Origin of the sequence: Actinobaculum sp. 352, assembly GCF_003957265.1 — a bacterium.
Lineage (GTDB): Bacteria > Actinomycetota > Actinomycetes > Actinomycetales > Actinomycetaceae > Asp313.
Genome location: NZ_RQSN01000005.1, coordinates 147806 through 172528 on the forward strand (window position 1 = coordinate 147806; position 24723 = coordinate 172528).

At 60.2% G+C, this 24723-nt stretch carries 23 protein-coding genes; 18 read left to right on the top strand and 5 right to left on the bottom strand.

All coding sequences use genetic code 11. The annotated features are described in order from the left end of the window. Positions 1-3: 3 nt before the first annotated feature. The 10 genes from EKN07_RS06830 (at position 4) to EKN07_RS06870 (ending at position 9492) form a co-directional block, all read left to right on the top strand. Positions 4-594, top strand: coding sequence for a LytR C-terminal domain-containing protein (locus EKN07_RS06830; protein ID WP_126145985.1), 591 nt, complete (start codon positions 4-6; stop codon positions 592-594). A gap of 431 nt (positions 595-1025) precedes the next feature. Continuing rightward, positions 1026-2657, top strand: coding sequence for a chaperonin GroEL (groL, locus tag EKN07_RS06835; protein WP_108714884.1), 1632 nt, complete (start codon positions 1026-1028; stop codon positions 2655-2657). A 663-nt stretch (positions 2658-3320) separates the two neighbouring features. Next, on the top strand, positions 3321-5081 hold the full coding sequence (locus tag EKN07_RS06840; RefSeq protein WP_126145986.1) for an alpha/beta hydrolase: 1761 nt from the start codon (positions 3321-3323) through the stop codon (positions 5079-5081). Between the two features lies 1 nt (position 5082). Beyond that, positions 5083-5763, top strand: a complete 681-nt coding sequence (locus EKN07_RS06845) for an LppA family lipoprotein (protein WP_126145987.1) — start codon at positions 5083-5085, stop codon at positions 5761-5763. Positions 5764-6044: 281 nt separating this feature from the next. Next, positions 6045-6599, top strand: coding sequence for an LppA family lipoprotein (locus tag EKN07_RS06850; protein ID WP_164546625.1), 555 nt, complete (start codon positions 6045-6047; stop codon positions 6597-6599). A gap of 281 nt (positions 6600-6880) precedes the next feature. After that, positions 6881-7435 (top strand): LppA family lipoprotein, encoded by a 555-nt coding sequence (locus tag EKN07_RS12550; RefSeq protein ID WP_164546626.1) that lies wholly within the window; start codon positions 6881-6883, stop codon positions 7433-7435. A gap of 186 nt (positions 7436-7621) precedes the next feature. Next, a complete protein-coding gene (locus EKN07_RS06860; RefSeq protein WP_126145990.1) occupies positions 7622-8302 on the top strand; it encodes an LppA family lipoprotein in 681 nt (226 codons plus the stop codon). 186 nt (positions 8303-8488) lie between these two features. Further along, positions 8489-8623 carry a hypothetical protein gene (locus EKN07_RS13135; RefSeq protein ID WP_277600503.1) on the top strand — a complete coding sequence of 45 codons (135 nt, stop codon included), beginning with the start codon at positions 8489-8491 and terminating at the stop codon, positions 8621-8623. 135 nt (positions 8624-8758) lie between these two features. Continuing rightward, complete coding sequence (locus EKN07_RS06865; protein WP_164546627.1) at positions 8759-9172, top strand: LppA family lipoprotein; 414 nt, start codon at positions 8759-8761, stop codon at positions 9170-9172. Next, positions 9169-9492, top strand: coding sequence for a hypothetical protein (locus tag EKN07_RS06870; RefSeq protein WP_108714889.1), 324 nt, complete (start codon positions 9169-9171; stop codon positions 9490-9492). Before EKN07_RS06865 ends, EKN07_RS06870 begins: the two co-directional genes overlap by 4 nt. A gap of 246 nt (positions 9493-9738) precedes the next feature. Here the strand turns inward: EKN07_RS06870 and EKN07_RS06875 are convergent, their stop codons facing one another. Next, a complete protein-coding gene (locus EKN07_RS06875; protein ID WP_126145992.1) occupies positions 9739-11406 on the bottom strand; it encodes a hypothetical protein in 1668 nt (555 codons plus the stop codon). Positions 11407-11685: 279 nt separating this feature from the next. On the opposite strand from EKN07_RS06875, the gene EKN07_RS06880 reads away from it, so the two are divergent. Together EKN07_RS06880 and EKN07_RS06885 are read left to right on the top strand one after the other, a co-directional pair. Next, positions 11686-12486: an SDR family NAD(P)-dependent oxidoreductase gene (locus tag EKN07_RS06880; protein WP_108714892.1), complete on the top strand. Its 801-nt coding sequence runs from the start codon at positions 11686-11688 to the stop codon at positions 12484-12486. A gap of 2 nt (positions 12487-12488) precedes the next feature. Next, complete coding sequence (locus EKN07_RS06885; protein WP_108714893.1) at positions 12489-13226, top strand: lysophospholipid acyltransferase family protein; 738 nt, start codon at positions 12489-12491, stop codon at positions 13224-13226. Here the strand turns inward: EKN07_RS06885 and EKN07_RS06890 are convergent. The 4 genes from EKN07_RS06890 to EKN07_RS06905 form a co-directional block, all read right to left on the bottom strand. Next, positions 13223-14821: a HAMP domain-containing sensor histidine kinase gene (locus tag EKN07_RS06890; RefSeq protein ID WP_241228149.1), complete on the bottom strand. Its 1599-nt coding sequence runs from the start codon at positions 14819-14821 to the stop codon at positions 13223-13225. The genes EKN07_RS06885 and EKN07_RS06890 overlap by 4 nt on opposite strands. 54 nt (positions 14822-14875) lie before the next feature. Beyond that, the gene (locus EKN07_RS06895) at positions 14876-15619 is read right to left on the bottom strand and encodes a response regulator transcription factor (RefSeq protein WP_108714894.1); all 744 of its coding nucleotides are present in this window, start codon (positions 15617-15619) and stop codon (positions 14876-14878) included. A gap of 118 nt (positions 15620-15737) precedes the next feature. Further along, entirely contained in the window at positions 15738-16493 is a 756-nt protein-coding gene (locus EKN07_RS06900; protein ID WP_108714895.1) for a PspA/IM30 family protein, read from the bottom strand. Positions 16494-16586: 93 nt separating this feature from the next. After that, a complete protein-coding gene (locus tag EKN07_RS06905) occupies positions 16587-18542 on the bottom strand; it encodes a TPM domain-containing protein (RefSeq protein WP_108714896.1) in 1956 nt (651 codons plus the stop codon). Between the two features lie 250 nt (positions 18543-18792). On the opposite strand from EKN07_RS06905, the gene EKN07_RS06910 reads away from it, so the two are divergent. The 6 genes from EKN07_RS06910 to EKN07_RS06935 all read left to right on the top strand — a co-directional run bounded on the left by EKN07_RS06910 (position 18793) and on the right by EKN07_RS06935 (position 24589). Continuing rightward, positions 18793-19167, top strand: coding sequence for a cold shock domain-containing protein (locus tag EKN07_RS06910; RefSeq protein ID WP_108714897.1), 375 nt, complete (start codon positions 18793-18795; stop codon positions 19165-19167). Continuing rightward, positions 19160-19924: a DUF3027 domain-containing protein gene (locus EKN07_RS06915; RefSeq protein WP_126145993.1), complete on the top strand. Its 765-nt coding sequence runs from the start codon at positions 19160-19162 to the stop codon at positions 19922-19924. Before EKN07_RS06910 ends, EKN07_RS06915 begins: the two co-directional genes overlap by 8 nt. A 4-nt stretch (positions 19925-19928) precedes the next feature. Beyond that, the gene (manA, locus tag EKN07_RS06920) at positions 19929-21173 is read left to right on the top strand and encodes a mannose-6-phosphate isomerase, class I (RefSeq protein WP_108714899.1); all 1245 of its coding nucleotides are present in this window, start codon (positions 19929-19931) and stop codon (positions 21171-21173) included. 75 nt (positions 21174-21248) lie between these two features. Continuing rightward, positions 21249-22715: an NCS2 family permease gene (locus EKN07_RS06925; protein WP_240611324.1), complete on the top strand. Its 1467-nt coding sequence runs from the start codon at positions 21249-21251 to the stop codon at positions 22713-22715. A 9-nt stretch (positions 22716-22724) separates the two neighbouring features. Beyond that, on the top strand, positions 22725-22982 hold the full coding sequence (locus EKN07_RS06930) for a hypothetical protein (protein WP_108714901.1): 258 nt from the start codon (positions 22725-22727) through the stop codon (positions 22980-22982). A gap of 266 nt (positions 22983-23248) precedes the next feature. Then, entirely contained in the window at positions 23249-24589 is a 1341-nt protein-coding gene (locus tag EKN07_RS06935; RefSeq protein ID WP_126145994.1) for an MFS transporter, read from the top strand. Positions 24590-24723 lie beyond the last annotated feature (134 nt).

Consider the following 24723-nt stretch of genomic DNA (forward strand, 5'->3'; position numbering starts at 1 on the left):
GCTGTGGCACAGGAATACCCCGAAGACGAATTTGACGCCATCGCGGCCAGCCGTAAGGTCCATGGCACCCATCGCCCGCAACGCTCGAACACACGGTGGTGGATTGCTCTTGTTGCAATTCTGATTGCTGCGCCACTGGCTGGTTGGGGGATTATCCAACTGATTAGTGCGGACAGGCCTGCGCGAGAAGCCACGACCACGGCGACGGCGTCGGACGCAACGGAAACCACGGATGGTGGCGGTACTACCGGAGAAGGCCCAGCAGAGAGCACCGAGCCGGTCGAGACAGGCCCCGAGCTTCCAGCGGTTGATCTTGATTCCAGTGTGCTTGTGCTCAACGGCGCAAGTATTCGCGGATTCGCGGCAAGCAATCAGGAACTCCTCGTCGCGGAGGGCTTTACCGATGTGGAAGTGGATAACTACGACGGTACAACGCCGGAAGTTTCAACCGTCTTCTATGCGGCAGAAAGTGATGAGGGAACGGCAGCCAGTGTCGCAACAACTCTGGGCATACCAGAGGACAACGTGATTCTTGCGCCGAGTGCGACCGGTGACTATCAGATAGTTGTCGTCCTTAGGGCGGATCTGAGTTAGTAGTAGATCCTGGCGCGAGAGCATCGCGGATCTCCTGGTAGCGCCACCGACCCCGGCTTGACAGCGCAACAGACCCTCTTGCATTAGCGCTGCGGGTCTCGCCGTGGCTGACTGATCTGCCGGAACAAGGTCTTCATGGTGCACTAAGTTGAGTCGCAGCTACTCAAGTTTTCGCTGTCCGCGGAATGTAAATATCGCGTTATAGCGGGGATTTTTCCGCCTCAATGACGTTCACGCCACACTGGGTGGATTCGTCTTGCACTCTCGGGCCGAGAGTGCCAAACTCGACTTAGCACTCGAAGAACGAGAGTGACAAAATCTCTCAGTCGATGAGGGGTACGGCATGCCGGGACGTGACCGGCGTGCTCGACCTCGTCCGTCGCGGGCATCGACTGGTGGATTCCACCATCCCTGTGGGAGGAACTAATCGCATGGCAAAGACCATTGCTTTCAACGAGGAGGCTCGTCGCTCCATGGAGCGCGGGCTGAACCTTCTGGCCGACACCGTTAAGGTGACCCTTGGACCCAAGGGCCGCAACGTTGTGCTCGACAAGAAGTGGGGCGCCCCGACCATTACCAACGACGGCGTTTCCATTGCCAAGGAAATCGACCTTGAGGATCCGTACGAGCGCATCGGCGCCGAGCTGGTGAAGGAAGTCGCCAAGAAGACCGACGACGTCGCAGGTGACGGCACCACCACCGCTACGGTCCTTGCCCAGGCCCTCGTGCACGAAGGACTGCGTAACGTGGCGGCCGGCTCAAACCCGATCGCTCTGAAGAAGGGCATCGATAAGGCGGTTGAGGCCATTACCGAGCGTCTGCTCGCTGATGCTAAGGAAATTGAGACGGAGGAAGAGATCGCTTCCACCGCCGCTATTTCCGCAGGTGACACCGAGATCGGAGCCGCCATCGCCGAGGCAATGTCCAAGGCGGGCAAGGAAGGCGTTATCACCGTCGAGGAGTCCAACACCTTCGGCCTCGAGCTGGAGCTCACAGAGGGCATGTCCTTCGACAAGGGCTTCCTCTCTCCGTACTTCGTGACCGACGCCGAGCGCCAGGAAGCCGTGCTCGAGGATCCGTACGTCCTCCTCATGGACTCCAAGATCTCCAACGTCAAGGAGCTGCTGCCGCTGCTGGAGAAGGTCATGCAGACCGGCAAGCCGCTTGTCATCATCGCTGAGGATGTCGAGGGCGAGGCCCTGGCCACCCTGGTCGTGAACAAGATTCGCGGCACCTTCAAGTCGGCTGCGGTCAAGGCTCCGGGCTTTGGCGATCGCCGCAAGGAGATGCTGCAGGATATGGCCATTCTGACCGGTGGTCAGGTCATCTCGGAGACCGTTGGACTCAAGCTGGAGAACGCCGATCTCGACCTCCTTGGCCAGGCCCGCAAGATCGTGCTTACCAAGGATGAGACGACCATCGTTGATGGCGCTGGCGATGCCGAGCAGATCGCGGGCCGTGTGGCTCAGATCAAGCAGCAGATCGAGAACTCCACCTCCGATTACGACACCGAGAAGCTGCAGGAGCGCTTGGCTAAGTTGGCCGGTGGCGTGGCGGTGATCAAGGCCGGTGCCGCTACCGAGGTCGAGCTCAAGGAACGCAAGCACCGTATTGAGGATGCTGTGCGTAACGCCAAGGCTGCGGTTGAGGAAGGCATTGTTGCCGGTGGCGGCGTCGCGCTGCTGCAGGCTGCCGACGAGGCCTTCGCCGGACTCAACTTTGAGGGTGACGAGGCGACCGGTGCGGCCATTGTGAAAGCGGCAGTTGAGGCTCCGCTCAAGCAGATCGCAGTGAACGCCGGCCTTGAGGGCGGCGTCGTCGTGGAGAAGGTGCGTTCCCTGCCCAAGGGTACTGGCCTGAACGCGGCCACCGGCGAGTACGAGGATCTGTTGGCTGCTGGCGTCATGGACCCGGTCAAGGTGACCCGCTCCGCGCTGCAGAACGCCGCATCCATTGCCGGACTGTTCCTGACCACCGAGAGCGTTGTCGCCGACAAGCCGGAGCCTCCAGCCCCGGCCGCTGGCGGTGGCGATGACATGGGCGGCATGGGCGGCATGTACTGATCCTGCCGTACAACACCTAACGGGTGCCCCGGAAGCATTTGTTCCGGGGCACCCGTGTTTGCTAAGGGGCGAGTGGGTACTCGTTGGTGGCGGTGCAGGGTCGTGGGGCCGCCGCTGCTTTCCGGTACTTGCCTGCGGTGGTGCAGGAGGGTAGGCGCGCGACGGCCCGGGGCGGCAGATGTCCAAATCGCGTCCAAAGGAGAGGTGGCCGGTCTGGTCAGGCCGCTAAATCCGCGGAATTCCGCCAGTCTTTACATGGGATTGATCAAGTCTTCCATCGTTTGGACGGGATTTTGACAAGTATAGGAGTATGACGTTGCTAGCTAGATACCGGGTCACCTGTTGCAGGACGGGGTGACAGCCAGGGGAGTATCGCTACGCTCTCGGATCCCTACCGCCAGGCCTCTTGTGCGGCGGCCAGGGCACTGCTACGACGGCGAAAGCCGTATAGAGCACTGGTCGAGGCTTGGCCCAATCAGGCGTGAAAGATGGATATGAGTCCACCCCCAGCGCCAACGCGCCAACCTATCGCGTCCCGCCCGTTACTTGGTTGCGTCCTTCTTGGGGTGTGTTTCGGCAAAGTGGTGGTGTGTTCTATTTCTCTGGGGTAGGGTGTCGGTTGTCCGTGTTTCTGGTTCGTGTTGTTGTTTGGAGGTTGTGGCCGTGGCATCGTTTTCTGATTTGTTGTTGTGGAAGGGCAGGTTGTTGCGGGAGGCTGCGTCTGAGTTGCATGCGAAGGCGCTTAAGTATGACTACGTGCGTGAGCAGTTGGAGTCGATTAATTCTGATGGTGAGTTGGAGGGTGCGTTCGCGACGGCGGAGATACACTCGCGTAACGCGCTGGCTGATGATGCTGCCGATATTGTCACCTTGTATGAGAAGGTTGCCAATCGTTTCCGGGATGCTGCCGCGGAGGTGGATAGTATTTGTTCGGATGCGTATGCCCTCAAGGATGAGGCAGCTTCTTATGATGTGACGATCAACGAGGATGGCACGGTATCGGGCATTCCTGTGCGCTGGTGGGATCCGGGGCCGGTGACCTTGGAGAAGATTACCCCTACCGCGCAAGAAGAAATTGGCAGTCAAGTCCACCAGTTAATGCAGCGCGCCGAGCAACTGTTACAAGTCCTCAAGGGAGTCTACGAGGAACTAGCCGGGACAGAGAAGCTTGCCACGGGCGCGGATACGTCTATTATTCAGGCCGGAGTTAGCAAACCAGATCCAAGTTGGACTCCGCATGAGGTCAACGATTGGTGGACGGCGCTCACACCGGCCGAGCAACGCGAGATCGGTCTTAATCATCCGGAGTGGATTGGCAATCTGGACGGGATACCACTGGATTGCCGGTCGAAGGCGAATACGATCCGCCTGTGGAGTGATCCTGATTATGAAGCGTTGCGAGCGGTGGTTGATGAACTTGATCTTCGTGATTATGTGGAGGATAACCCGCGTGATCGTGAGCGAGCTATCGAGTTGTGGGAGACGCTGAAGAAGTATGCGCCAGACGGGCATGCGGCGGCTGATAAAGTGTTCACTGTCGAGGCGCTGCGGGCTCATTTCCCGATGGAGAGCCCGCAGGCTTTGTGGGACTCGCCGCCGGGGCAATATAGTCTGCTGGTCTATGATTTCAACGGCAGTTCGGAGCATATGCGTGGTGCTATCGGTGTGGGCGATATTGATCACGCGGAGAATGTTGTCACCTTCACCCCGGGTATGACCTCCAATGTTCTTGAGAACCTGGCAGGCACTCCAACCTCCTGGGGATACGACGTACAGAACATGAACACCGTACTGCGGGAAGCAAGTGTTCAACTAAGAAGTAATCCCGCTCGTGCGAGCGAAGAAGCGGCTGGTGTGGTGTGGTTGGATTACGAGCCGCCGGATATGAATGAGCTTTTGCCCCTCCCCACCCGTGGGGCCGTGCGCTCGCCTCTTACCACGAATATGGCCGATGACGGCGCACCGCGGTTGAGTGTCTTCCTGGATGGCCTGGAAGCCACGCACGCTGCGGGTGATTTCAATCTGACGAATATGGGGCATTCGTTTGGTTCTCTGACTGCGGGTCTTGCCGCGCAGGAGACCACCGCTCCGGATAACACCATCTTTATCGGTTCTCCCGGGGTGGGAACCATCTCGAATGCCGAGCTGAATATGATCGGTGGGCATACCTTCGTCGGGGAAGCCGATGGTGATGCGGTTGCCGATCTGGGCTGGTACAGCCTCGACCCGGATCGCGTGCCCGTCTTCGAGAACTTCAGCACCGACGCTACTACCGATGCTGACGGCACCCGCTACGAAGGGTCCGAAGGACACTCAGAGTACCTGACCAAGCCGAAGAACCCGACTATCCGTTCCACTACCTCCGTGCACAATATTGCCAGCATTATTATTGGTGAAGGTATGGCAATCCCCGACAAGGACTGATATGACAACACAGCACCACCACCATATGCGGGCACGCCCGGCCCGCCTCGCCGCCGTCCTCACAAGCCTGTGCTTGCTTGTTACGGCCGGGTGTGCGGACACGCGCAGCAAGTATTTCGGGGAGCCCGTCCAGCAGCAATCCGTCTCCGATATCCCCATCTCCCAGGCCCGCGCCGAAACCCTCACCCTCCTCATCAGCATCTACGACATGCTCTCCGACAAATACGACGTCGGAGAATGGCCGGCCTTTACCACCACGGACCAGGCTGCTCTCACTGCCGGACTGCAATGCCCGGAAGGCTACACCTCAGAGACATACCATCTAGCCTCGTCCACTCGTCCATTGACCGAGGAGAACTGGGACCAAGCCCTCCAAGACGTCTATGAGTTAGCGAAACCCTACGGTTTTACCTCCCCAGAACCCTACGTTCATAGCAAAGGCAACGCCGCCATCCTCGTCAACCCCGACAATGGTGCTGCCATCATACTGTCGTACGTGGGAATCACCGCAGTCACCATTGATACTGGCTGTGCCCGTGGTGTTGGGTTTGATGACTGGCCCGAGGGTACCGAGCCCATCCCGGAATACCTGCGCGGTTCCGGCCGCGGCAGGTGGGCCACCATCGAACCCGAAGAATGGTCCACCACCACACCCGACCCCAGTACTGGGGCAACACCATGAACAACACCCCACGTGCCGCACGGGCACTCCACCAGTCAGCGCAGTGCCACCGATCTCCCTCCAGAGCACACCACAGCCGCTGGCACCACGACCGGTGGAACCACCACCCTCATCAGGAACACACGTATTCCGACCGGAAACGCTGCGGCACCCCGCAATCCCCACATTCAGAGTGCGGCCGGTCGCCTCGAGCGCGGGTGCTTGGCGTCGTGCTTGCCGTAACGTGCCTGGTCGTGGCTACGGGGTGTGCGGACACGCGCAGCAAGTATTTCGGTGAGCCTGTGCAGCAGCAATCCGTCTCCGATATCCCTATCTCCCAGGCCCGCGCCGAAACCCTCACTTTGCTTATCTCCATCTACGACATGCTCTCCGACAAATACGACGTCGGAGAATGGTCGGCCTTTACCACCACGGACCAAGTAAGTCTGACTGCCGGACTGCAATGCCCAGACGGCTACACCTCTGAGAGTTACTCATTGGCGTCGTCGGCTCGTCCATTAACCGAGGAGAACTGGGACCAAGCCCTCCAAGACGTCTATGAGTTAGCGAAACCCTACGGCTTTACTGCCCCACAACCCTACATACAGCGTGAGGGACAAGCCGCCATCCTCGTCAATCCCAGCAACGGAGCAACACTCGACATCGGGTATATCGGCTTGACTTCCTTGCTAATTGATACTGGTTGTGCGCAGGGTGTGGGGTTTGATGACTGGCCCGAGGGTACCGAGCCCATCCCGGAATACCTACGCGGTTCCGGCCGCGGCAGGTGGGCCACCATCGAACCCGAAGAATGGTCCACCACCACACCCGACCCCAGTACTGGGGCAACACCATGAACAACACCCCACGTGCCGCACGGGCACTCCACCAGTCAGCGCAGTGCCACCGATCTCCCTCCAGAGCACACCACAGCCACTGGCACCACGACCGGTGGAACCACCACCCTCATCAGGAACACACGTATTCCGACCGGAAACGCTGCGGCACCCCGCCATCCCCACATTCAGAGTGCGGCCGGTCGCCTCGAGCGCGGGTGCTTGGCGTCGTGCTTGCCGTAACGTGCCTGGTCGTGGCTACGGGGTGTGCGGACACGCGCAGCAAGTATTTCGGGGAGCCTGTGCAGCAGCAATCCGTCTCCGACATCCCCATCGCACAAGCCCGCGCCGAAACCCTCACCCTCCTCATCAGCATCTACGACATGCTCTCCAACAAATACGACGTCGGAGAATGGACACCCCGCACCACCGCCGACCAAGTAAGTCTGACTGCCGGACTGCAGTGCCCAGACGGCTACACCTCTGAAAATTACTCATTGGCGTCGTCGGCTCGTCCGTTGACCGAGGAGAACTGGGACCAAGCCCTCCAAGACGTCTACGAGCTAGCGAAACCCTACGGCTTTCAAGCACCACAACCCTATCTCCATCCCAAAGGCAATGCCGCCACTCTCTTCAACCCCGACAACGGAGCAACACTCTACATAGGGTATGCCGGTTTAACGTCTATTGATATCGACACTGGCTGCGCGCAAGGTGTTGGGTTTGATGACTGGCCCGACGGTACTGAGCCCATCCCCGAATACCTGCGCGGCTCCGGCCGCGGCAGCTGGGCCACCATCGAACCCGAAGAATGGCCCACCACAACGCCCGACCCCAGCACTGGGGCAACACCATGAACAGCACCCCACGCATAGCGCGCCCCGCGCGACCACCCCGCCAGACGGCACAGCCGCCACCGGTCGCCCACCAGGGCACACCACAACCACTGGCACCACCAGCGGTGGCACCACCATCTCCACCAGGAACACCGGCAACAACCTGGACCCCACCACACTCCGCCGCGATTCCCGACAAGGACTGACATGACAGTACAACGCCATCACTATCAGCCGCTACGCTCAATCCGTGTCCTCGCCGTCCTCGCAAGCCTGTGTGTGGTTGTTACGGCCGGGTGTGCCGATACGCGCAGCAAGTATTTCGGTGAGCCTGTGCAGCAGCAATCCGTCTCCGACATCCCCATCGCACAAGCCCGCGCCGAAACCCTCACTTTGCTTATCTCCATCTACAACATGCTCTCCGACAAATACGACGTCGGAGAATGGCCGGCCTTTACCACCACGGACCAGGCTGCTCTCACTGCCGGACTGCAATGCCCGGAAGGCTACACCTCAGAGACATACCATCTAGCCTCGTCCACTCGTCCATTGACCGAGGAGAACTGGGACCAAGCCCTCCAAGACGTCTATGAGTTAGCGAAACCCTACGGTTTTACCTCCCCAGAACCCTACGTTCATAGCAAAGGCAACGCCGCTATCCTCGTCAACCCCGACAATGGTGCTGCCATCATACTGTCGTACGTGGGGATCACCGCAGTCACCATTGATACTGGCTGTGCACGCGGTGTTGGGTTTGATGACTGGCCCGATGGCACCGAGCCCATCCCGGAATACCTGCGCGGTTCCGGCCGCGGCAGCTGGGCCACCATCGAACCCGAAGAATGGCCCACCACAACGCCCGACCCCAGCACCGGGGCAACACCATGAACAGCACCCCACGCATAGCGCGCCCCGCGCGACCACCCCGCCAGACGGCACAGCCGCCACCGGTCGCCCACCAGGGCACACCACAACCACTGGCACCACCAGCGGTGGCACCACCATCTCCACCAGGAACACCGGCAACAACCTGGACCCCACCACACTCCGCCGCGATTCCCGACAAGGACTGACATGACAGTACAACGCCATCACTATCAGCCGCTACGCTCAATCCGTGTCCTCGCCGTCCTCGCAAGCCTGTGTGTGGTTGTTACGGCCGGGTGTGCCGATACGCGCAGCAAGTATTTCGGTGAGCCTGTGCAGTAGCAATCCGTCTCCGACATCCCCATCGCACAAGCCCGCGCCGAAACCCTCACCCTCCTCATCAACATCTACAACATCCTCTCCGACAAATACGACGTCGGAGAATGGGTACCGAAGACGAATGCCGACCAGGTCGGCTTGACCACAGGATTGCAGTGCCCAGAAGGCTACGCATCGGAGACCTATCGGCTGGCGTCATCGACGCGTCCGTTGACCGAGGAGAACTGGGACCAAGCCCTCCAAGACGTCTATGAGTTAGCGAAACCCTACGGCTTTACCGCCCCACAACCATACGTCCACAGTGAGGGTAACGCCGCAGTCCTTTTCAATCCCAACAACGGCGCAACACTCAACATCGGATATATCGGCCTGACATCTATTGATATTGATACCGGCTGTGCGCAAGGTGTTGGATTCGATGACTGGCCCGAGGGTACCGAGCCCATCCCGGAATACCTACGCGGTTCCGGCCGCGGCACCTGGGCCACCATCGAACCCGAAGAATGGCCCACCACAACACCAACACCTGTAACTGAGGAGACAACACCATGAACAAGAAGGCTTATATCAACCTGAACGTTCTGGCCTCGCTGGTACGAAATACGGAAGACCTCGGCAACATCATCGATGGGACCGGCAATGGCGATGCCATCCGGGCATCCAATGACGGCATCATCAACGGCCACCTCGGTGCCAGTGCCGAAACCGCCGCCAAGGCGATCGAAACCTCCCGCACCACATTCGTACAACGCCTCAACCAGCACGCCGAAGCAACCAAAGCCGGATACGAAGACTTCCAAGCACAAGAAGAAAAGGTCACAGCCTCATTCAACAGCCTCTCCCTACCACCCCACACCGCCGGACCCCTCTGAATCGTCCTTTGAGAGTATGTCGGAACTGTTCTGCTGCAGCGGGCGTCGATCAACTTGATGGTGTTGGTGGTTTAGATGGTGTCACTGTGTCGCGCCCGCCGGATCGCGGGACGGGCACAATGCTTGGCATAGCAACTGTGCGCCAGGGCTGGACGGGGTCGTCCTTGGGGAGTGCGCCCGTGCATTTGTTGCCAGGCCGATGACGTGTCGCCATGTCTCGAGCACCTAAAACAGGATCCTGCACGCCTAAATCTGTGGTTCGCGCTCGATGCCGTGTTCGGGACAATCGGGAAGATCGCAGGGGAGGGTGGCGTCGTCCTCGAGAAGGCCGTGTAGTTCAGTTTCTTCATGAGGCGTCGACGGTTCGCGCCGCACAGAAGCATCACCTGGTGTAGTTGGATCCTGCCGCACTGCGGGCTCGCTTGAGACAGATGACTCTCGTGGCGTCTCTTCGTCAACCCATTCCGGGGTCGAGGCTGCGATATGGGGCTCGGTGACGCCGTCACCAGGTGTTTCCACAGCCGGGGATACCGAGGTCTCCGCGTGCTTGCGTGCCTCCTTCGCCTCTTCGGCTTCACGATGGCGTTCTTCGATACGCTGACGCAACTGAGCGGAAATCATCTCGCGGCGCTTCCGCTTCCGCTCTTCTGCCATCATATTTCCATTCAAAGGCCGTTCCTTGGCATCCTCGATACAGTCGCAACATGACTCCAGGCTGGAGACGGGCTCCTCCGCACTTGCCGGCGTGAATATCGCGGAGTCTGTACCCATGCGTTGTGCGCGCCGTGCCTGCTCAGCCTGTTCCGCCTCATCCTCTGCTGCTGAAGCGCGGAAGAGGGAATCCAATGCCTGCTTACCGGGCTTGGTGCCGCCAACGCCGTTGCCCTTCGGGGAACCGGAGGCCCTACCCGGACCGGCCGATTCGTCGTTCTGTGTACCGTTCGACTCGCTCGGATTCGCGTTGTTCCCCGTGGAGTCCACATGGTTCCCGAAGGTGGCGAACTCGGGGGATGAGTGCAAAGCCGTGGCCGTGTTGGCCTGAAAATCGGTGGCGTACTCCTGCACCCTGGGGGCATGTTGCAGCGTGGTAGCAGCGGGTCCGCTAGTAGCAGGTTCCGGTGAAGGTGCGGAATTGGCCGTTGTGGTGCTCTGTGTGCGTGATGCTGCCTCGGCGGACCCCATTGCTTCTTCCGCCGCATCGAGCCGACGAATGCGCTTGTTGAGCCGCTCCAGTTCCGCCTCCAAGTTCTGGCGGGCACTGTCCTCCCATTCGCGGGCCAGTGGTGTAACAAAGAGCCGACGTCGCTGCAGCAGACGTGTCACGATGCTCCGGCGTGCGGTGAAGAAATCGATATCCGGAATATGTGCATACTCGGCGCGGATGAGTTCGACATACTTGCGATAGCGCTGCGGCTCGGCAGCAAGTGGTGTCAGGTGTACATCCCGCAGCGCCGCCTCATCCAGGTCGATTGCCTCGGGTTGCGCCGTAGACGTAGTGGTGCGCTCCCATTCGCGCACGCCCATGGCGTGAATCAAAGCGGCCACACGCCGGGCAGAGTCGTCGTCGATCCCGAGCTCACACAGTTCCTTTTGCGCGACGACGGCGGAAGAGTGCTCGTCCTCGCCGCCGTTGCGGACGTATGTCTCCTTCTCCGCCGTTGAGAAGACAATGCCGTGATACCAGGCCGCGAGGCGAACCAATTCGGGACTATGAGTTTCTGGGAGGAGTTTCTCTAGGTGCGAGAGAATGTCAACAAGATGCGTAAGTCCATGGTAGAGACGGTCCGGCGAAGACCACCGCTCTACCAACGATGCGCATGCGGCAACGAGTTGCTCTTTCGGGAGAGTGGAACCCGCTGCCTGGAGAGAGCGCACATAAGCCTGTGTCAGCCACTGTGGCACCTCAGTATGCATAGGACCTCCTAGGGACGCACGCGATTCTAGTACTGTCTACGGTCCAATGTGCGAATCGATCACTATCCATTGTGACTAGTTACACCGAATGATCGCTAGTCGGCTGCCGGTCGCTCCGATCGATGCCCGATTTGACCCGTAGTTCAGTGACTTCACCCACTGGTGAACGCGGCTTCCGTCGGCGCCATTCCCGCGGGGGAATGTGCATCGTCCGGCACACCTCGGGGCAATTCGTGGCGAAGTCGGCAAGATTGCCATGAAGTGAACTAACGTAGTGCTGTGGGATTCACTCAGAGCACAGACTCGCCGCTTCATGGACGCGCGCTCATCACCGGTGGAACATCCGGCATTGGATTGTCGTTCGCGCATGGTCTGGCGGCACGTGGCTGCACTCTCACGCTGGTGGCGCGCGACGAAGAACGACTACGGCGTACATGCGCTCAATTGGAGCGTCGCGCGCATGTTGCATGTGATTACCTTGTGGCGGATCTCGGGCAGCCAGAAGAGGTGCAGCGCGTCGCTGCGCTCCTTGCGAGTGCGGACAATCCCATCGAGGTCTTCGTCAACAACGCCGGCCACGGACTACACCACAAACTTGCTACGGCTGATACGGTCCCTTTAGCAGAGGCGATTGATGTCATGGCATCGGCCGTTGTAGAACTTGGCGCGGTCGCCGGAGCTGCCATGAAGGGCCGTGGCCATGGTGTGATCATCAACACTGCGTCCGTATCCGGTTTGGTGCCCATGGGTCTGTATTCGGCCATCAAATCACTAGTGCGTACTTGGTCCGAGTCATTAGCCATTGAGCTTGCGCCCACTGGCGTGCAGGTTATGACATTCATGCCCGGTTGGGTACGAACGGAACTGCATCAGCGCTCTGGAATCACGACGTCGAATATTCCCGGGTTCTTCTGGCTCGACGCCGACCGTGTTGTGCGGGAGTGTTTGCGTGACGTTGAAGCGGGGAGGACGCATTCGACTCCCTCCAAGCGGTTCAAAGTGATCGCCGCACTTGCCGCCCATGCGCCGCGGCGTGCGGTAACTGCGGTGACCGCCAGAATCAACCGGGGACGGGACTGAGTATGGCCGAGCCTCTTGAGCCAATTGACCGTTATCTTGACGAGGGGAGAATGCGACGACGTCGGCGCGTGCGCAAGTTGGTGACACGGCCGGTCATCTCCACCGTCGTTCGCCCCACTGTGTTGGGCGAGGAGAATATCGAAGGTCTGAAGGGCGCCTTTATTCTGGTACCCAACCACTCATCTCACCTGGATGCACCGATGGTGTTTTCCCTATTGCCCGACTCCTTGACGGAGCGCCTGGCGACCGGTGCGGCCGCGGATTATTTCTACCGTCGCAAGGGAATCTCTGCACTCACATCCCTTTTCTTCAACAGCTATCCGATTGAGCGCGCCGGGCATCGCCGGGGCAAGGAACGCGGTCAGGCCGCAGGAATGACGGGCCGCCTGCTGCGGGCCGGAGTGCCTATCCTGGTCTTCCCGGAGGGATCACGTTCCCGCAATGGAGAGATTGGGGCATTCAAGCCGGGTGCGGCCGCGCTGTCATTGAAGGTGGGTGTGCCAATCGTTCCGATTGCCATGGCCGGCGGCCACGAGGCAATGCCCGTCGGATCGGTTTTTCCGAAGGTTGGCAGCGAGGTTTTTCTCTTCATTGGCGCCCCGATGTACGGCAAAGAGGGCGAATCTGCGGAGGAATTCATGGCACGTGTGGTTCAAGCCATCACGCTCATGTTGGAGCAGCGCAGTGCTCATCCCATTGACGACGACGGTACGTCGCCATTCACGGGAGAGATCCTCTAACCTGCAGCGGCCATCTGGCTGGAACCGCGCCCGCCATTCTGCTTCTGAGCACGGCGACCGCCGGCACTAGAACGCTCGCGACCGCCTGCGGAGCGTCCCGCCTTGTTACTATGTGTTTGCTGCTCACCCGAAGCGTGGGCTGTTGCTTCCGCCGGGTGCTTCTCCTGAACCGGGAAGGAAAGACGGACGGTCAGGCCCCCACCGGCGGTCTCAGCCAGGCGAGCCGTGCCGCCATGGGCAGCCATAATGGCGGCGACAATCGCCAAACCGAGACCGGAGCCACCCGAGGCACGGGAACGTGAGTAGTCGGTGCGATAGAATCGCTCAAACAGGTGAGCGGCATCCTCGGGCCTGACGCCGGGCCCATGGTCACGGACCTCAATAACCGCCTCGGATGGGGTGGGTTTCCCAACGGCGACCTCGACCGATGAACCGGCGGGCGTGTGTGTGAGCACGTTGGAAAGCAGGTTCGTGACTACCTGAGTTATCTTGTCTTCGTCGGCCGTCACCGTGATGTCTGCGGGCTCGGCTCCGTCAAGGCCTATCACGGAGGCCGGACGGGAGGAATCGCGTACTCGCAGGTCTTCCACTGCGTTACGGCACACACGGGTGATGTCCACCGAACTCCATACCAACGGGCGTCCCTCATCGAGTCGCGCAAGCTGCAAGAGATCCTCTACCAGACCGCTCATCCTGTGAGCTTCAGACTCAATCCGATCCATGGTCTGCGGGATTTTATCGGCTGGAACCCCGCCGAGGCGATAGAGCTCGGCGTAGCCACGAACTGTTGCCAATGGTGTCCGCAACTCGTGGGAGGCATCGGAAACGAATTGGCGCATCTTCGCCTCAGAGCGCGCTTTCACGGCGAACGCGTGTTCAATCTGGGCCAACATGGCATTGATCGAGGCGGCGAGCATTCCGACCTCGGATCCCTCACGCCCCTCCGGAACGCGGCGGGAGAGATCGCCGGCGGCGATGGCATGCGTGGAATGCTCGATGTCGCGCAACGGTTTGAATGATCTGCGAACAAATGCCCAGGTCAACAGTGCGCCTAGCGTCACAACACCCAGGGCGACTTGTAACAGGATCAGAGCAACCTGCATCACCGTGTTATGGATCGGTGCCAGTGGACGGGCGATAAGAATCTTTCCGATCGTGTTCGGCCCATTGGTCACTGGCAAGATCACGACCCGCCACTGGGAACGGGCCTGCGTGCCTTCCACTGTGAACACTTGCGACGAGCCATCCCATCTTTCTAGGAGATCCTCTGTGGCGGCTGGTATTCCGTACCGTTGCGCAACGATCGTGTTCACGCGAGTGAACAACTGCGTACTGCCGCGGGAGTCGGTGCTAACACTGGCGCTGAGGTAGTAATCCGAGAGCAAAGAGGGATCAGGTGTGTCGTTGATATCCGAGGCGAGGGTGTTGAGAGCATTTCCCGCCACAACGGTTCCCGACGACTTGAGCTCGTCGTCAAGATTGCTGACAAGGTGACGCTGCAGTAGCGAGAGTGTCACCGTGGCGATCACGACGATCACCACCACCATGAGCAGAACAAAGGTGATAAGCAGTCGAAAGGAAAGAGTGCGCGTCACCCGCGGTTGATCTGGGCGCGGGTGACGCTTGGTTAGAATTCGGGCCACGCGATCCTACTTGGATGTACGCAGAACGTAGCCAATGCCTCGCTTCGTATGAATAAGCGGAACGATAGCGGCGGCTTCCTCCGGATCGGTGATTCCAAGAGCCTCGGGAGAGTCGATTTTCCGGCGTAAGTACGAGATATACGACTCGATGATGGAGATCTCACCCTCCCAGTCGTAATCCCACACATGGTCTAGAATCTGCATCTTTGATACAACGCGTTCGGCGTTGATCATCAGGTAACGCAGGAGTTTGAATTCGGTTGGAGACAGCTCGATCTCCCGTCCAGCGCGCCGCACATCATAGGAGTCCTCATTAAGTTCAAGGTCCGCGTAGCGCAGAATCGCATTATCGTCCTCTGCGGGGCGAGTGCGGCGCAAAACGGCGCGGATGCGTGCCACGACTTCCTCCAGGGAGAAGGGCTTCGTAATGTAGTCGTCGCCGCCAACCGTCAGGCCCTGGACTTTGTCTTTAATGTCGTCACGCGCGGTGAGGAAAAGGACGGGAAGTTGTGGGTCGCGCTCCCGCAGGCGATGCAGGACGCTGAATCCGTCCATGTCCGGCAACATAATGTCGAGGACGACAAGATCGAGGCGTGCACCGGACTGGTGATCGAGTGCCTCATGACCATCGGCGGCGGTGAGCACTTCGAAGCCTGCAAAACGAAGCGAAGCTGATAGCAGTTCGCGGATCGAAGGCTCATCGTCGACGACGAGAATCGTTGCTTCAGGTTCTTGCTGCGAAGTGGTCATGTGTCAAGTAAACGCGAGAATACTGTGAAGAAACTGGGAATACAGTGCTGTGCGAGAGTGGCTCAGACCACTCTCGCACAGCTGATGCTTGAAATGACTCGCCCGTTGGGCGCCGCTATCAGTATGCGGTGAAGTCCTTGCCCTCAATCTGTGCGGGGGCCTCACCGTTCTTCAGTGCGGCAAGGCGGGCCTCAATCTCGATGTCGTTCGTGTGGTCCTCTAGGGCAGCGAACTGCTCGTCAAGGCTTGCCGCAGCGACTTCCGCCTTCCCTTGTGCGAGAGCCTCCTGGCGACGCACCTGATCCTCGTAACGGCCGAGCTCGCTGGTCGGATCAAGAACATTGATCGAGGAGATGGCGTCCTGGACCCGATTCTGTGCCTCGGCAGACTTCTGGCGGGCAACGAGCTGATCGCGCTTCGTCTTGAGCTGATCCAGCTTGCTGCGCATCTGGGTGAGGCCGTCCTTCAGCTTCGCAACCACTTCTTGCTGCGACTGGATAACCGGCTCGGCGGCTTTCGCCTCGTTCTCGAAGTCGATCTGCTTGCCAAGCGCAACCTTGGCAAGGTTGTCGAACTTCGTCGCGTCAGCTTCCTTTCCGGCTGCGCGCATCTCATCAGCCTTGCGGGAGGCAGCCAAAGCCTTCTGACCCCATTCACGGGCTGTTTTGATGTCCTCGTTGTAATCGGCTTCGGCCAGTCGCAGGTTGCCTACGGTGACGGCGACGGCGTCCTCCGCTTCCGCGATGGAATTCGTGTAGTCGCGAACCATCTGGTCCAGCATCTTCTGCGGGTCCTCCGCCCGATCCAGAAGGGCGTTGATGTTGGCCTTTGCCAGTTGGGAGATCCGTCCGAGGATTGTCTGCTTCTCCGCCATGAAATTACCTTTCGATAAGTGGCACATGCGTGCCGTTAGATGAAATTGTACTGATGGAACGGCTGCGGGTGTTTGGCATAGGGTTGCTTCGAACTAGAAGCGTCCGCCGCCGGAACGCCCCCCGAAGGAACCACCTCCAGAGAGGCCTCCGAAGGAGCCACCACCCGAGTGCCCGCCGCCGAAGCTTCCGAAGCCGTGTCCACCACCGCGGTAACCACCCCCGCCGTAGCCGCCACCGCCCCCCAAGCCGGAGAGAATGGCTCCCAGGACCATGCCACCAATAATCGCCCCCGTATCGGAACCGCTATCGCGGCGCTCTTGCTCGCGTGCGCGCACGGCTTGGCTAATGTTTCGACGGGCGGTTACCAGTGCATGAGATGCACGACTGAGCGCCTGTGCATACAACTGCTCTTGTTGTGACTCATCCTTGGCCTCCTCGGCCTGTTGGAGTAGTCTCTTCGCGGCCTGGAGCTCCGAGCGCGCCTCGGTGCCGACGTAGTAGCGATACTGGCTGATGTGCCGTTCGGTCTCGGTGATCTTCCGCCTGGTCTCTGCCCGGTTGCGTGCCATCACCGTTTGTGCCTTACGCCGAGCCTCCTCTGCTCCGCGTACGCCGACTAATGCGGCATCCAGAGCGTTCTCAGCACTTGTCAGCCGTTCGATGGCTTCGAAGGGATCAACAGAAGGGGTGGAGGCGTATGCCAAGGCGGCTTCCGCCGCTCGGCGCCGATCAGCAATGATTGCGTCGTTGCCGCCGAGACGATTCGCATCGCTCACGTCTTGGCTGATCGACTCGATACCGGCACGCATGCGCCGATCCGCCTGCGCGTAGGTTTCCGGTGCGTTTACCAGTTGCGCCGCGACTTGCCGCGCCTGCTGCAACCCTTCTTCCGCAATTCGAACGAAGGAAACGGCGCGCTTGGAGTCATTTTCCGCGACGGCGTCGCGGCCCTCAGCAATGGTCTGCGCTGTGGAGTCGAGCAAGGTGAGAACCTGGCTCGGGAGTGACTGCAGCGTGGCAAGGGCATCGGCCGAATACCGCGTGCCCAACACGCGGAGTTGTTCCTGCCCCACTTTCAACTGTTCTCGGATCTCCGCCGACCGAGTCTCCAACTCATCAAAATGCGCGGACGCATTGGATGCGAGATCGCGCAGTGCCTGGAAGCTCTCCTGCTGCCCCGTCACCGTTTCCTGCGCTCTTTTTGCCAACTTAATGATCTGCCTGTTCATACGGTGAGCTTGGGTGGGCGTCTCGGGAATACTGTCTTCGAGTTTCGTGCGGATCTCGAAGGCTTGAGCAATGTCGTGCTGTGCCGACGCGAGTATCTGTTCAAAGGTGGATGTCGCCTCGATGCCGAATTCTGCCTTGGCGAATTCAAGCTCATTAACAGCTGCGCGCACATTCTCGTCGGTGGCAAGCAACATCTGTGAGGCCTGCACGCGCAGGTTCTCCAGGCTCTGGGTCTGTGCGGCCAGTTCTCTGCGCTTGCGTTGGCGGTGCAGCAACGCCAAGGCCAAGCCGATGATCGCGAGTACGGCAATCGCAACAACCAGAGGCGTGAAGTTTGTCTTAGTGCTTGACACAAGATTGTCTGCCAAGGTGGCAAGTCCACCCTCCCAGTTGCCGTCGGCCCACTGGGATGTCACATCGGAGTTGATCGCGTTCTCGAACTTTGTCCAATCGAAGCTGCTGTTTCCCACCCACAAGGAATACTCCGAGTCGGCAACGGCGATTGCCAGTAACGACGAGTTGCTTGGCAGTTGCGAGCGATACTCGGCCGCCTGCTCGGCCCACCCGGATGAATCGGCACCGTCGAAACTGTCGACGAACACAACATACAGCGGCTTGCCCGTCTCACTCTCAAGATGTTGGAGAGTACTGCGAACCGCAGAGTCATCGACAACGTTCGCGCGGTCCGTGACCAGCGAGGACACGGCGAAAGGGTCATCGGCCCGGGCCGTCGTCGCAAAAAAGGAGACGGACACGGTCAAAACAAGCGTTAGGAAGAGCGCGCCGAGCGCGGCGGCTCCTTTGCGGAAGGTGCTCACAGAAGAATCATCCCCTGTCGGTATCGAGTTGCGCTAGGAGCGGGTGTGGGGACTACTACCCAGAAGGTAACGCTACCAAGAACTGCCGGGAAAATGCAGGGGAAATTGAGAACGTCGCACTGGATGTGCCGGGTCGTCGTTACTGGTGGTGGCATCGGCGTGGCCCATAAGCCGGTAGAATATATCGCAGCTATACACTTTTGTACCGCAGCTGTCTACTGTGCGGTCTTCCAGTGAAAGAGAGTCTTCCGTGCCAACGGGTAAGGTCAAGTTCTTCGACGAAAAGAAGGGCTTCGGGTTCATCGCCGGTGATGACGGCACCGAAGTCTATCTGCCTGCATCCGCCGTGCCTATCGGCGCCAAACTTCGTACCGGTACTCGGGTGGAATACGGAGTTGCCGAGACTCGACGTGGTCCGCAGGCCCTCTCGGTTTCGGTGCAGCAGAAATTGGAATCACTAGCGCGTAAGAATCGGCGCACCCCTGAGCAGATGGTGCCGATTATCGAGGATCTGATTAAGATTCTCGACTCGGCCTCAACCCAGCTGCGCCGGGGGCGTTATCCCGATGGCGGGCATCGAATCGCCGCCGCACTGCGAACCTTAGCGGATGATTTCGATGCCTGAGGCGCGTATCAGGCCAGGCCGCTCTGCCGGAAAAGAGAAGATTCTGTTGCGTGCCGTCGATAAGGCGCGCGAGGCCCTGCATGAGCTGACCCGCCCAGAGATGATCGGCGAACATGCTGGCGTCGTCGTCGAGGGTGATCGGGTTCTCACGCATGCGTTCCACTGCCTGTTGCCCGGCTACGGCGGATGGTATTGGACGGTCACCGTGGCACGGATTCCGCGTTCCTCACGCGTGACCATTGACGAGTTGGCGCTGCGTCCGGGTGAAGATGCCCTGCTGGCACAGGAATGGGTGCCGTGGGAGGATCGCTTGCTTCCCTCGGACGTCCAACCCACAGATCGCCTCCCCTACCGCCCCGACGATCCTCGTTTGGACCAGGGATATGAGGCAACGGGCGAGGACGCTGACCAACTGGCGGATTACGAACTCGGCTTGGGTCGGGCACGCGTACTTTCCAGCCGGGGCCGCGATTCTGCCTTTCAGCGGTGGTATGCGGGCGACCACGGCCCGAACTCTGCCGGGACGAAGGCTGCCAAGGCTGCCTGTTCCACCTGCGGATTCCTTCTGCCGATGGCGGGGTCTGCTCGCACGCTCTTCGGTGTATGCGCCAATGAGTGGTCGGCATACGACGGCTCGGTAGTTTCCATGGATCATGGCTGTGGTTCGCATTCGGAGACGGATGTGGGCAAACAGAAGAACATGTGGGATCCTTCCGACCCTGTTGTCAACGAGGCGGATATGGAGATCCTTCCGTAGAGTCATGAGGCGATTACAGGGCCGAGTACGTCCGTATGCGTGGGGTTCGCACGATGCCATCCCCGGCTTGTTCGGTTATCCGCCTGCTCCTGAACCGGTAGCCGAGGTCTGGCTGGGAGCGCATCCGGACGATCCGGCAATGGTGGGTTGTGCGGAACACGCCCCGTTATTCGATCTCAGCCAGGTCTATCCGCAGGAGTACCCGGCCGAATTGAATACGGCTGAGCAGTCTCTGGCCGACTACATTGCGGCGGATCCATGCGCGACGCTGGGCCTCTCGGTGGCCGAGGTATCGGAGGGCCTGCCGTATCTCCTGAAGCTCATCGCACCGGCGGAACCGCTTTCCCTGCAGGTTCATCCGTCGCGGGAGCAGGCGCGGGCAGGTTTTGCGGCGGAGGAGAGCGCGGGCATTCCCCGCCGGGCACCGGAACGCAACTATAAGGACACGAACCATAAGCCGGAGTTGACCTACGCGCTGACCCGCTTCGACGCCTTGTCCGGTTTTCGAGCGCCACGGCGTATCGGCACGGTGATCCGCGCTCTGGATACCCCGCTGAGTAATCGGCTGCTGCAGATTATTCACGACGCCGGTGTGCGCGCAGCCTTCACCTTCCTGCTTTCGCAGGAGACACGCCCGAGGCCGGACGAGGTGGACGATGTGGCCGCCGCCTGTGCGCGGCGTGCCACAGAGGATTCGCCCTCGCCGCGCGCGGATGCTATCGTCACACGACTGGCGCAGAGATATCCGGGCGATCCGGGGGTGGTGGCTTCGCTGCTGCTCAATCCGGTGACGCTGCGCCCCGGAGAAGCCTTGTTCATCCCGAACGGCACCGTTCACGCCTATCTGTCCGGGCTGGCGGTGGAGATCATGGCGACGTCGGACAACGTGCTGCGTGCCGGTCTGACCCATAAGCATGTCGATGCGGCCGAGTTGCTGCGGGTGGTCGACGCCGTCGCCGCCCCGCCGATCCGTATCGCTCCAGAGCGCGTATCGCGAATCATGTCAACCTTCTACGCGCCGGTGGAGGATTTTCAACTCTCCGCCATTCACCTGCGTGACGCCAATGCGCGCGAACCGATTCGCGGCGAGGGGCCGCGTACCGTGATCTGCCTGGAAGGTGCGGCGCAGCTTGAAGCAGGTGGGCAGCGCGCCGATCTGAACGCCGGGCAGGCCATGTTCATCCCGGCCGACGACGGAGAGCTGACCATGCGCGGTTTCGGAAATCTGGTGCTCGCCGACGTGCCGTAGAAGGCGCCGCTAGGCGATGTGTCCGGGCTGTGAGCAGTGCTTGCTCGCGGGTTGGACGACGGGAAGAATCTTGCCGTGAGCGATACAGCTGCGGGCACGGCTGAGGCGCCGGCCAAGAACATCCTTGAAAAACACTTCCACCTAAGCGAGCGCGGCTCATCAATCGGACAAGAACTGCGCGGCGGTATGGTCACCTTCTTCGCGATGGCCTACATCCTTGTTCTCAATCCAACAATTCTCAGCGGTACCGACTCCACCGGCGCCTACCTGGGCGGTGGCGCGGAGGCGAATGTTCCGGCTATCGCCGCCGGTACCGCCCTGGTCGCCGGCGTGATGACCCTGCTCATGGGCGCGGTTGCCAATTTCCCGCTGGCCCTCGCCGCTGGGTTGGGGCTGAACTCCATGGTGGCCTCCATTATTGTCAAACTGCCCGGCATGACGTGGGCCGACGGCATGGGCATCATCGTTATCGAGGGCATTGTTGTTGTGTTGCTGGTACTCACCGGGCTGCGCGAGGCGATATTCCGTGCCGTTCCGAAGTATTTGCGCACGGCCATTTCGGTGGGCATCGGCCTATTCGTGACCATTGTGGGGCTGGTGAATGCGGGAATCGTTCGCCAGGGCAGCGGCACGGCCCTCTCCTTCGGAGTGGATGGATCGATTTCTACCTGGCCGCTGCTGGTTTTCGTCGTGGGGCTCTTCCTCACAATTATTCTTATGGCGCGCCGAGTCAAAGGCGGGATTCTCATCGGAATCGTCGTCTCCACGGTGTTCGCCATTCTCATCGAGTGGCGCGGCAATTTGGGAACTGCCAGTGCCGAGAATGTGGGCGGCTGGGGGCTGTCCATTCCCCGGCTGGATGGCGCACCGGTGCAGGTGCCAGACTTCGCCACCCTCGGCCAGTTCTCGGTGACCGGGCCTTTTCAAAAGCTGGGGGTGATCGCCGTCGTCGTCCTTGCCTTCTCCGTCATGCTGGCGGACTTCTTCGACACCATGGGAACGATGGTGGCCGTCGGCTCTGAGGGCGGCCTGCTGGACGAGAACGGCAACCCGCGCAACACCTTCCGCATTCTACTTATCGACTCGCTGGCGGCGGTGGCCGGTGGCGCGGGCGGAGTATCCTCCAACACCGCGTATATCGAATCCTCTACTGGCGTGGCCGATGGGGCACGCACCGGGCTCGCCTCCATTTTCACGGGGACCTTCTTCCTGCTGGCTACATTCCTAGCGCCGCTGGCCGGGGTGGTACCCAATGAAGCGGCGGCCCCGGCGTTGGTGGCGGTGGGCTTCCTGATGATGCAGCAGGTATCCGAACTGGAATGGTCCGATCTGGCGACGGCGATCCCCGCCTTCCTCACCATCGTGTTCATGCCCTTCGGCTACTCGATCACCGTGGGAATCGGTGTGGGCTTCATCAGCCACACCGTGATGCAGGTGGCGAGCGGGCGCATACGCAAGATCCACCCGCTTATGTGGGTTGTGTCCGCCTTGTTCATCGTGTACTTCCTGCTTGGCCCCATCCAGAGCGCGTTGAATATGTAGCATGAATGTATGAGTGACGATGAGGCCTCGCGTTTAGGTACTAGGTGGAGGAGGCAACGCTACTTTGGCACAGTTCTGCTGGCCTTCGCCATGTGTCCAGTTGTTTTCGCCTTCATCTTCCAGCGTGACCCGGATACGGCTTCCTTCCTCGGCCTGATTCCAGTTGCTGCTGTCGGCTTCGTCTTTGTGGTGTTGGGCGTGCTCAACCGCAACCGGGAGATCGAGTTGACCACGCATTCGCGCGAGCCCGTGGCTGATGACGACTGAACGTCGGCCTCGGTGACCTGCCGACCCAAGCGCCGGTGGTGGTGGGAGCAGGGGTGGTAGTCACCGGTGCTTGTGAAATGACTCGCCCGTACCGGCGGTGTCAGCGGCCAAGATGGTGTGCGATCCGCGGTGTATCACTCATGGATGCTTGTCTACTCTGCCACGTTCCTCCTGTGACCTCTCGGCCGAGGGGGCGTAAACAAAGCCAAGGGGAGTAGACTGAAAAACCGCCCGAAAACGGCGGAGTTCTCTTGGCGGAGGGATTGATGGGGCGAACATTCTCCAGCTTGCGTTATTTCAACTACCGGATCTGGTTCTTCTCGGCTCTGGTGGCGAATACCGGGACCTGGATGCAGCGGGTCGCCCAGGATTGGTTGGTTCTTGCCATCCTCACGGATGATAATTCCTTCGCCATTGGCGTGGTCACCGCACTGCAGTTCGCCCCCATACTCTTCATCATGCCCTTCGCGGGTTCGCTCGCCGATCACTTCGACAAGCGGAAGATCATACTCCTGACGCAGACCTTCCAAGCTCTGCTCGCCTTCGCCCTCGGCGGTTTAGTACTAGCCGGAATCGCCACAACTGCCATTGTCTGCGGCTTCGCCCTTCTGCTTGGTGTGGCGAACGCCTTCGACAACCCCGCTCGCCTGGTGTTCGTCTCCGAACTTGTAGCGCCGCGCGATCTTCCCAACGCCATCGGTTTGAACTCCACCAGCTTCAATGTGGCGCGCCTGATCGGCCCGGCGTTGGCAGGCGTGCTGGTGGCCGTTGTTGGTCCGGGGTGGGTATTCCTCATCAACGGCTTCTCCTTTATCGCAACGATTGCGGCGCTGCTGGTGATGCGTCCGGCGGAGTTCTTCACGGCTACATCCCCGCGCAAACCGCGCGAAAAGGGTCGTGTTCGGGCTGGACTGCGTTATGTGCGGTCACGTTCGGATCTCAAGGTCATCTTTGTGGTGACAGGTGTTATCGCCTGCCTCGGTATGAACTTCCAACTGACCACTGCCTCCATGGCCCGCGTGGTGTTTGATAAGCAGGCGGGGGAATACGGGCTTCTCGGCTCCGTTCTGGCGATCGGTTCGTTGACCGGAGCGCTGCTCGCCGCCCGGCGGCGTAGCCAACCGCGGGTGAGACTGGTAGTGGCGATGGCCTTCGCCTTCGCGCTGGCAGCCGGCGTCAACGCGGTGATGCCCACGTATCCCACCTATGCCATCTCGCTTATTCCGGTGGGACTTGTCATCCTCACCCTGCTCACCAGTGCCAACACCTCGGTGCAGATGTCCACTGAACCGGAGATGCGCGGGCGGGTGATGTCCTTGTACCAGGCGGTTATGCAGGGCAGTGCGCCGGTTGGAGCGTTGATCGTCGGATGGATCTGCGAGGTGATCAGTCCGCGCTGGGGCGTGGGAATCGGAGCGATCGGTGCGTTGATCGTCGGCATCGCTGCTTATGTCTGGGGGAGGCGTAACTGGGACGTGGCGGTGCATTACCACTGGCACTCGCACCCGCATGTCGAGATCATCGGGCCGTTGGAGCGCCAGCAGCAGGAACATAGCGAGGGCGACGGGTTGGGTGCGGGTCCAACCCCGGGCGATGACGCAAAATAGAAGGCTTCCTGGCGCGGGGGTGAAGGCATACCGCGCAAGGGTGGCATCAGGTTGAGCGAGTACGCCGTATCGGCGGAATCGCGAGTCAAACCGCGCAAGGGCGGCATCAGACCACGATTCGCGACCGTTTCGTG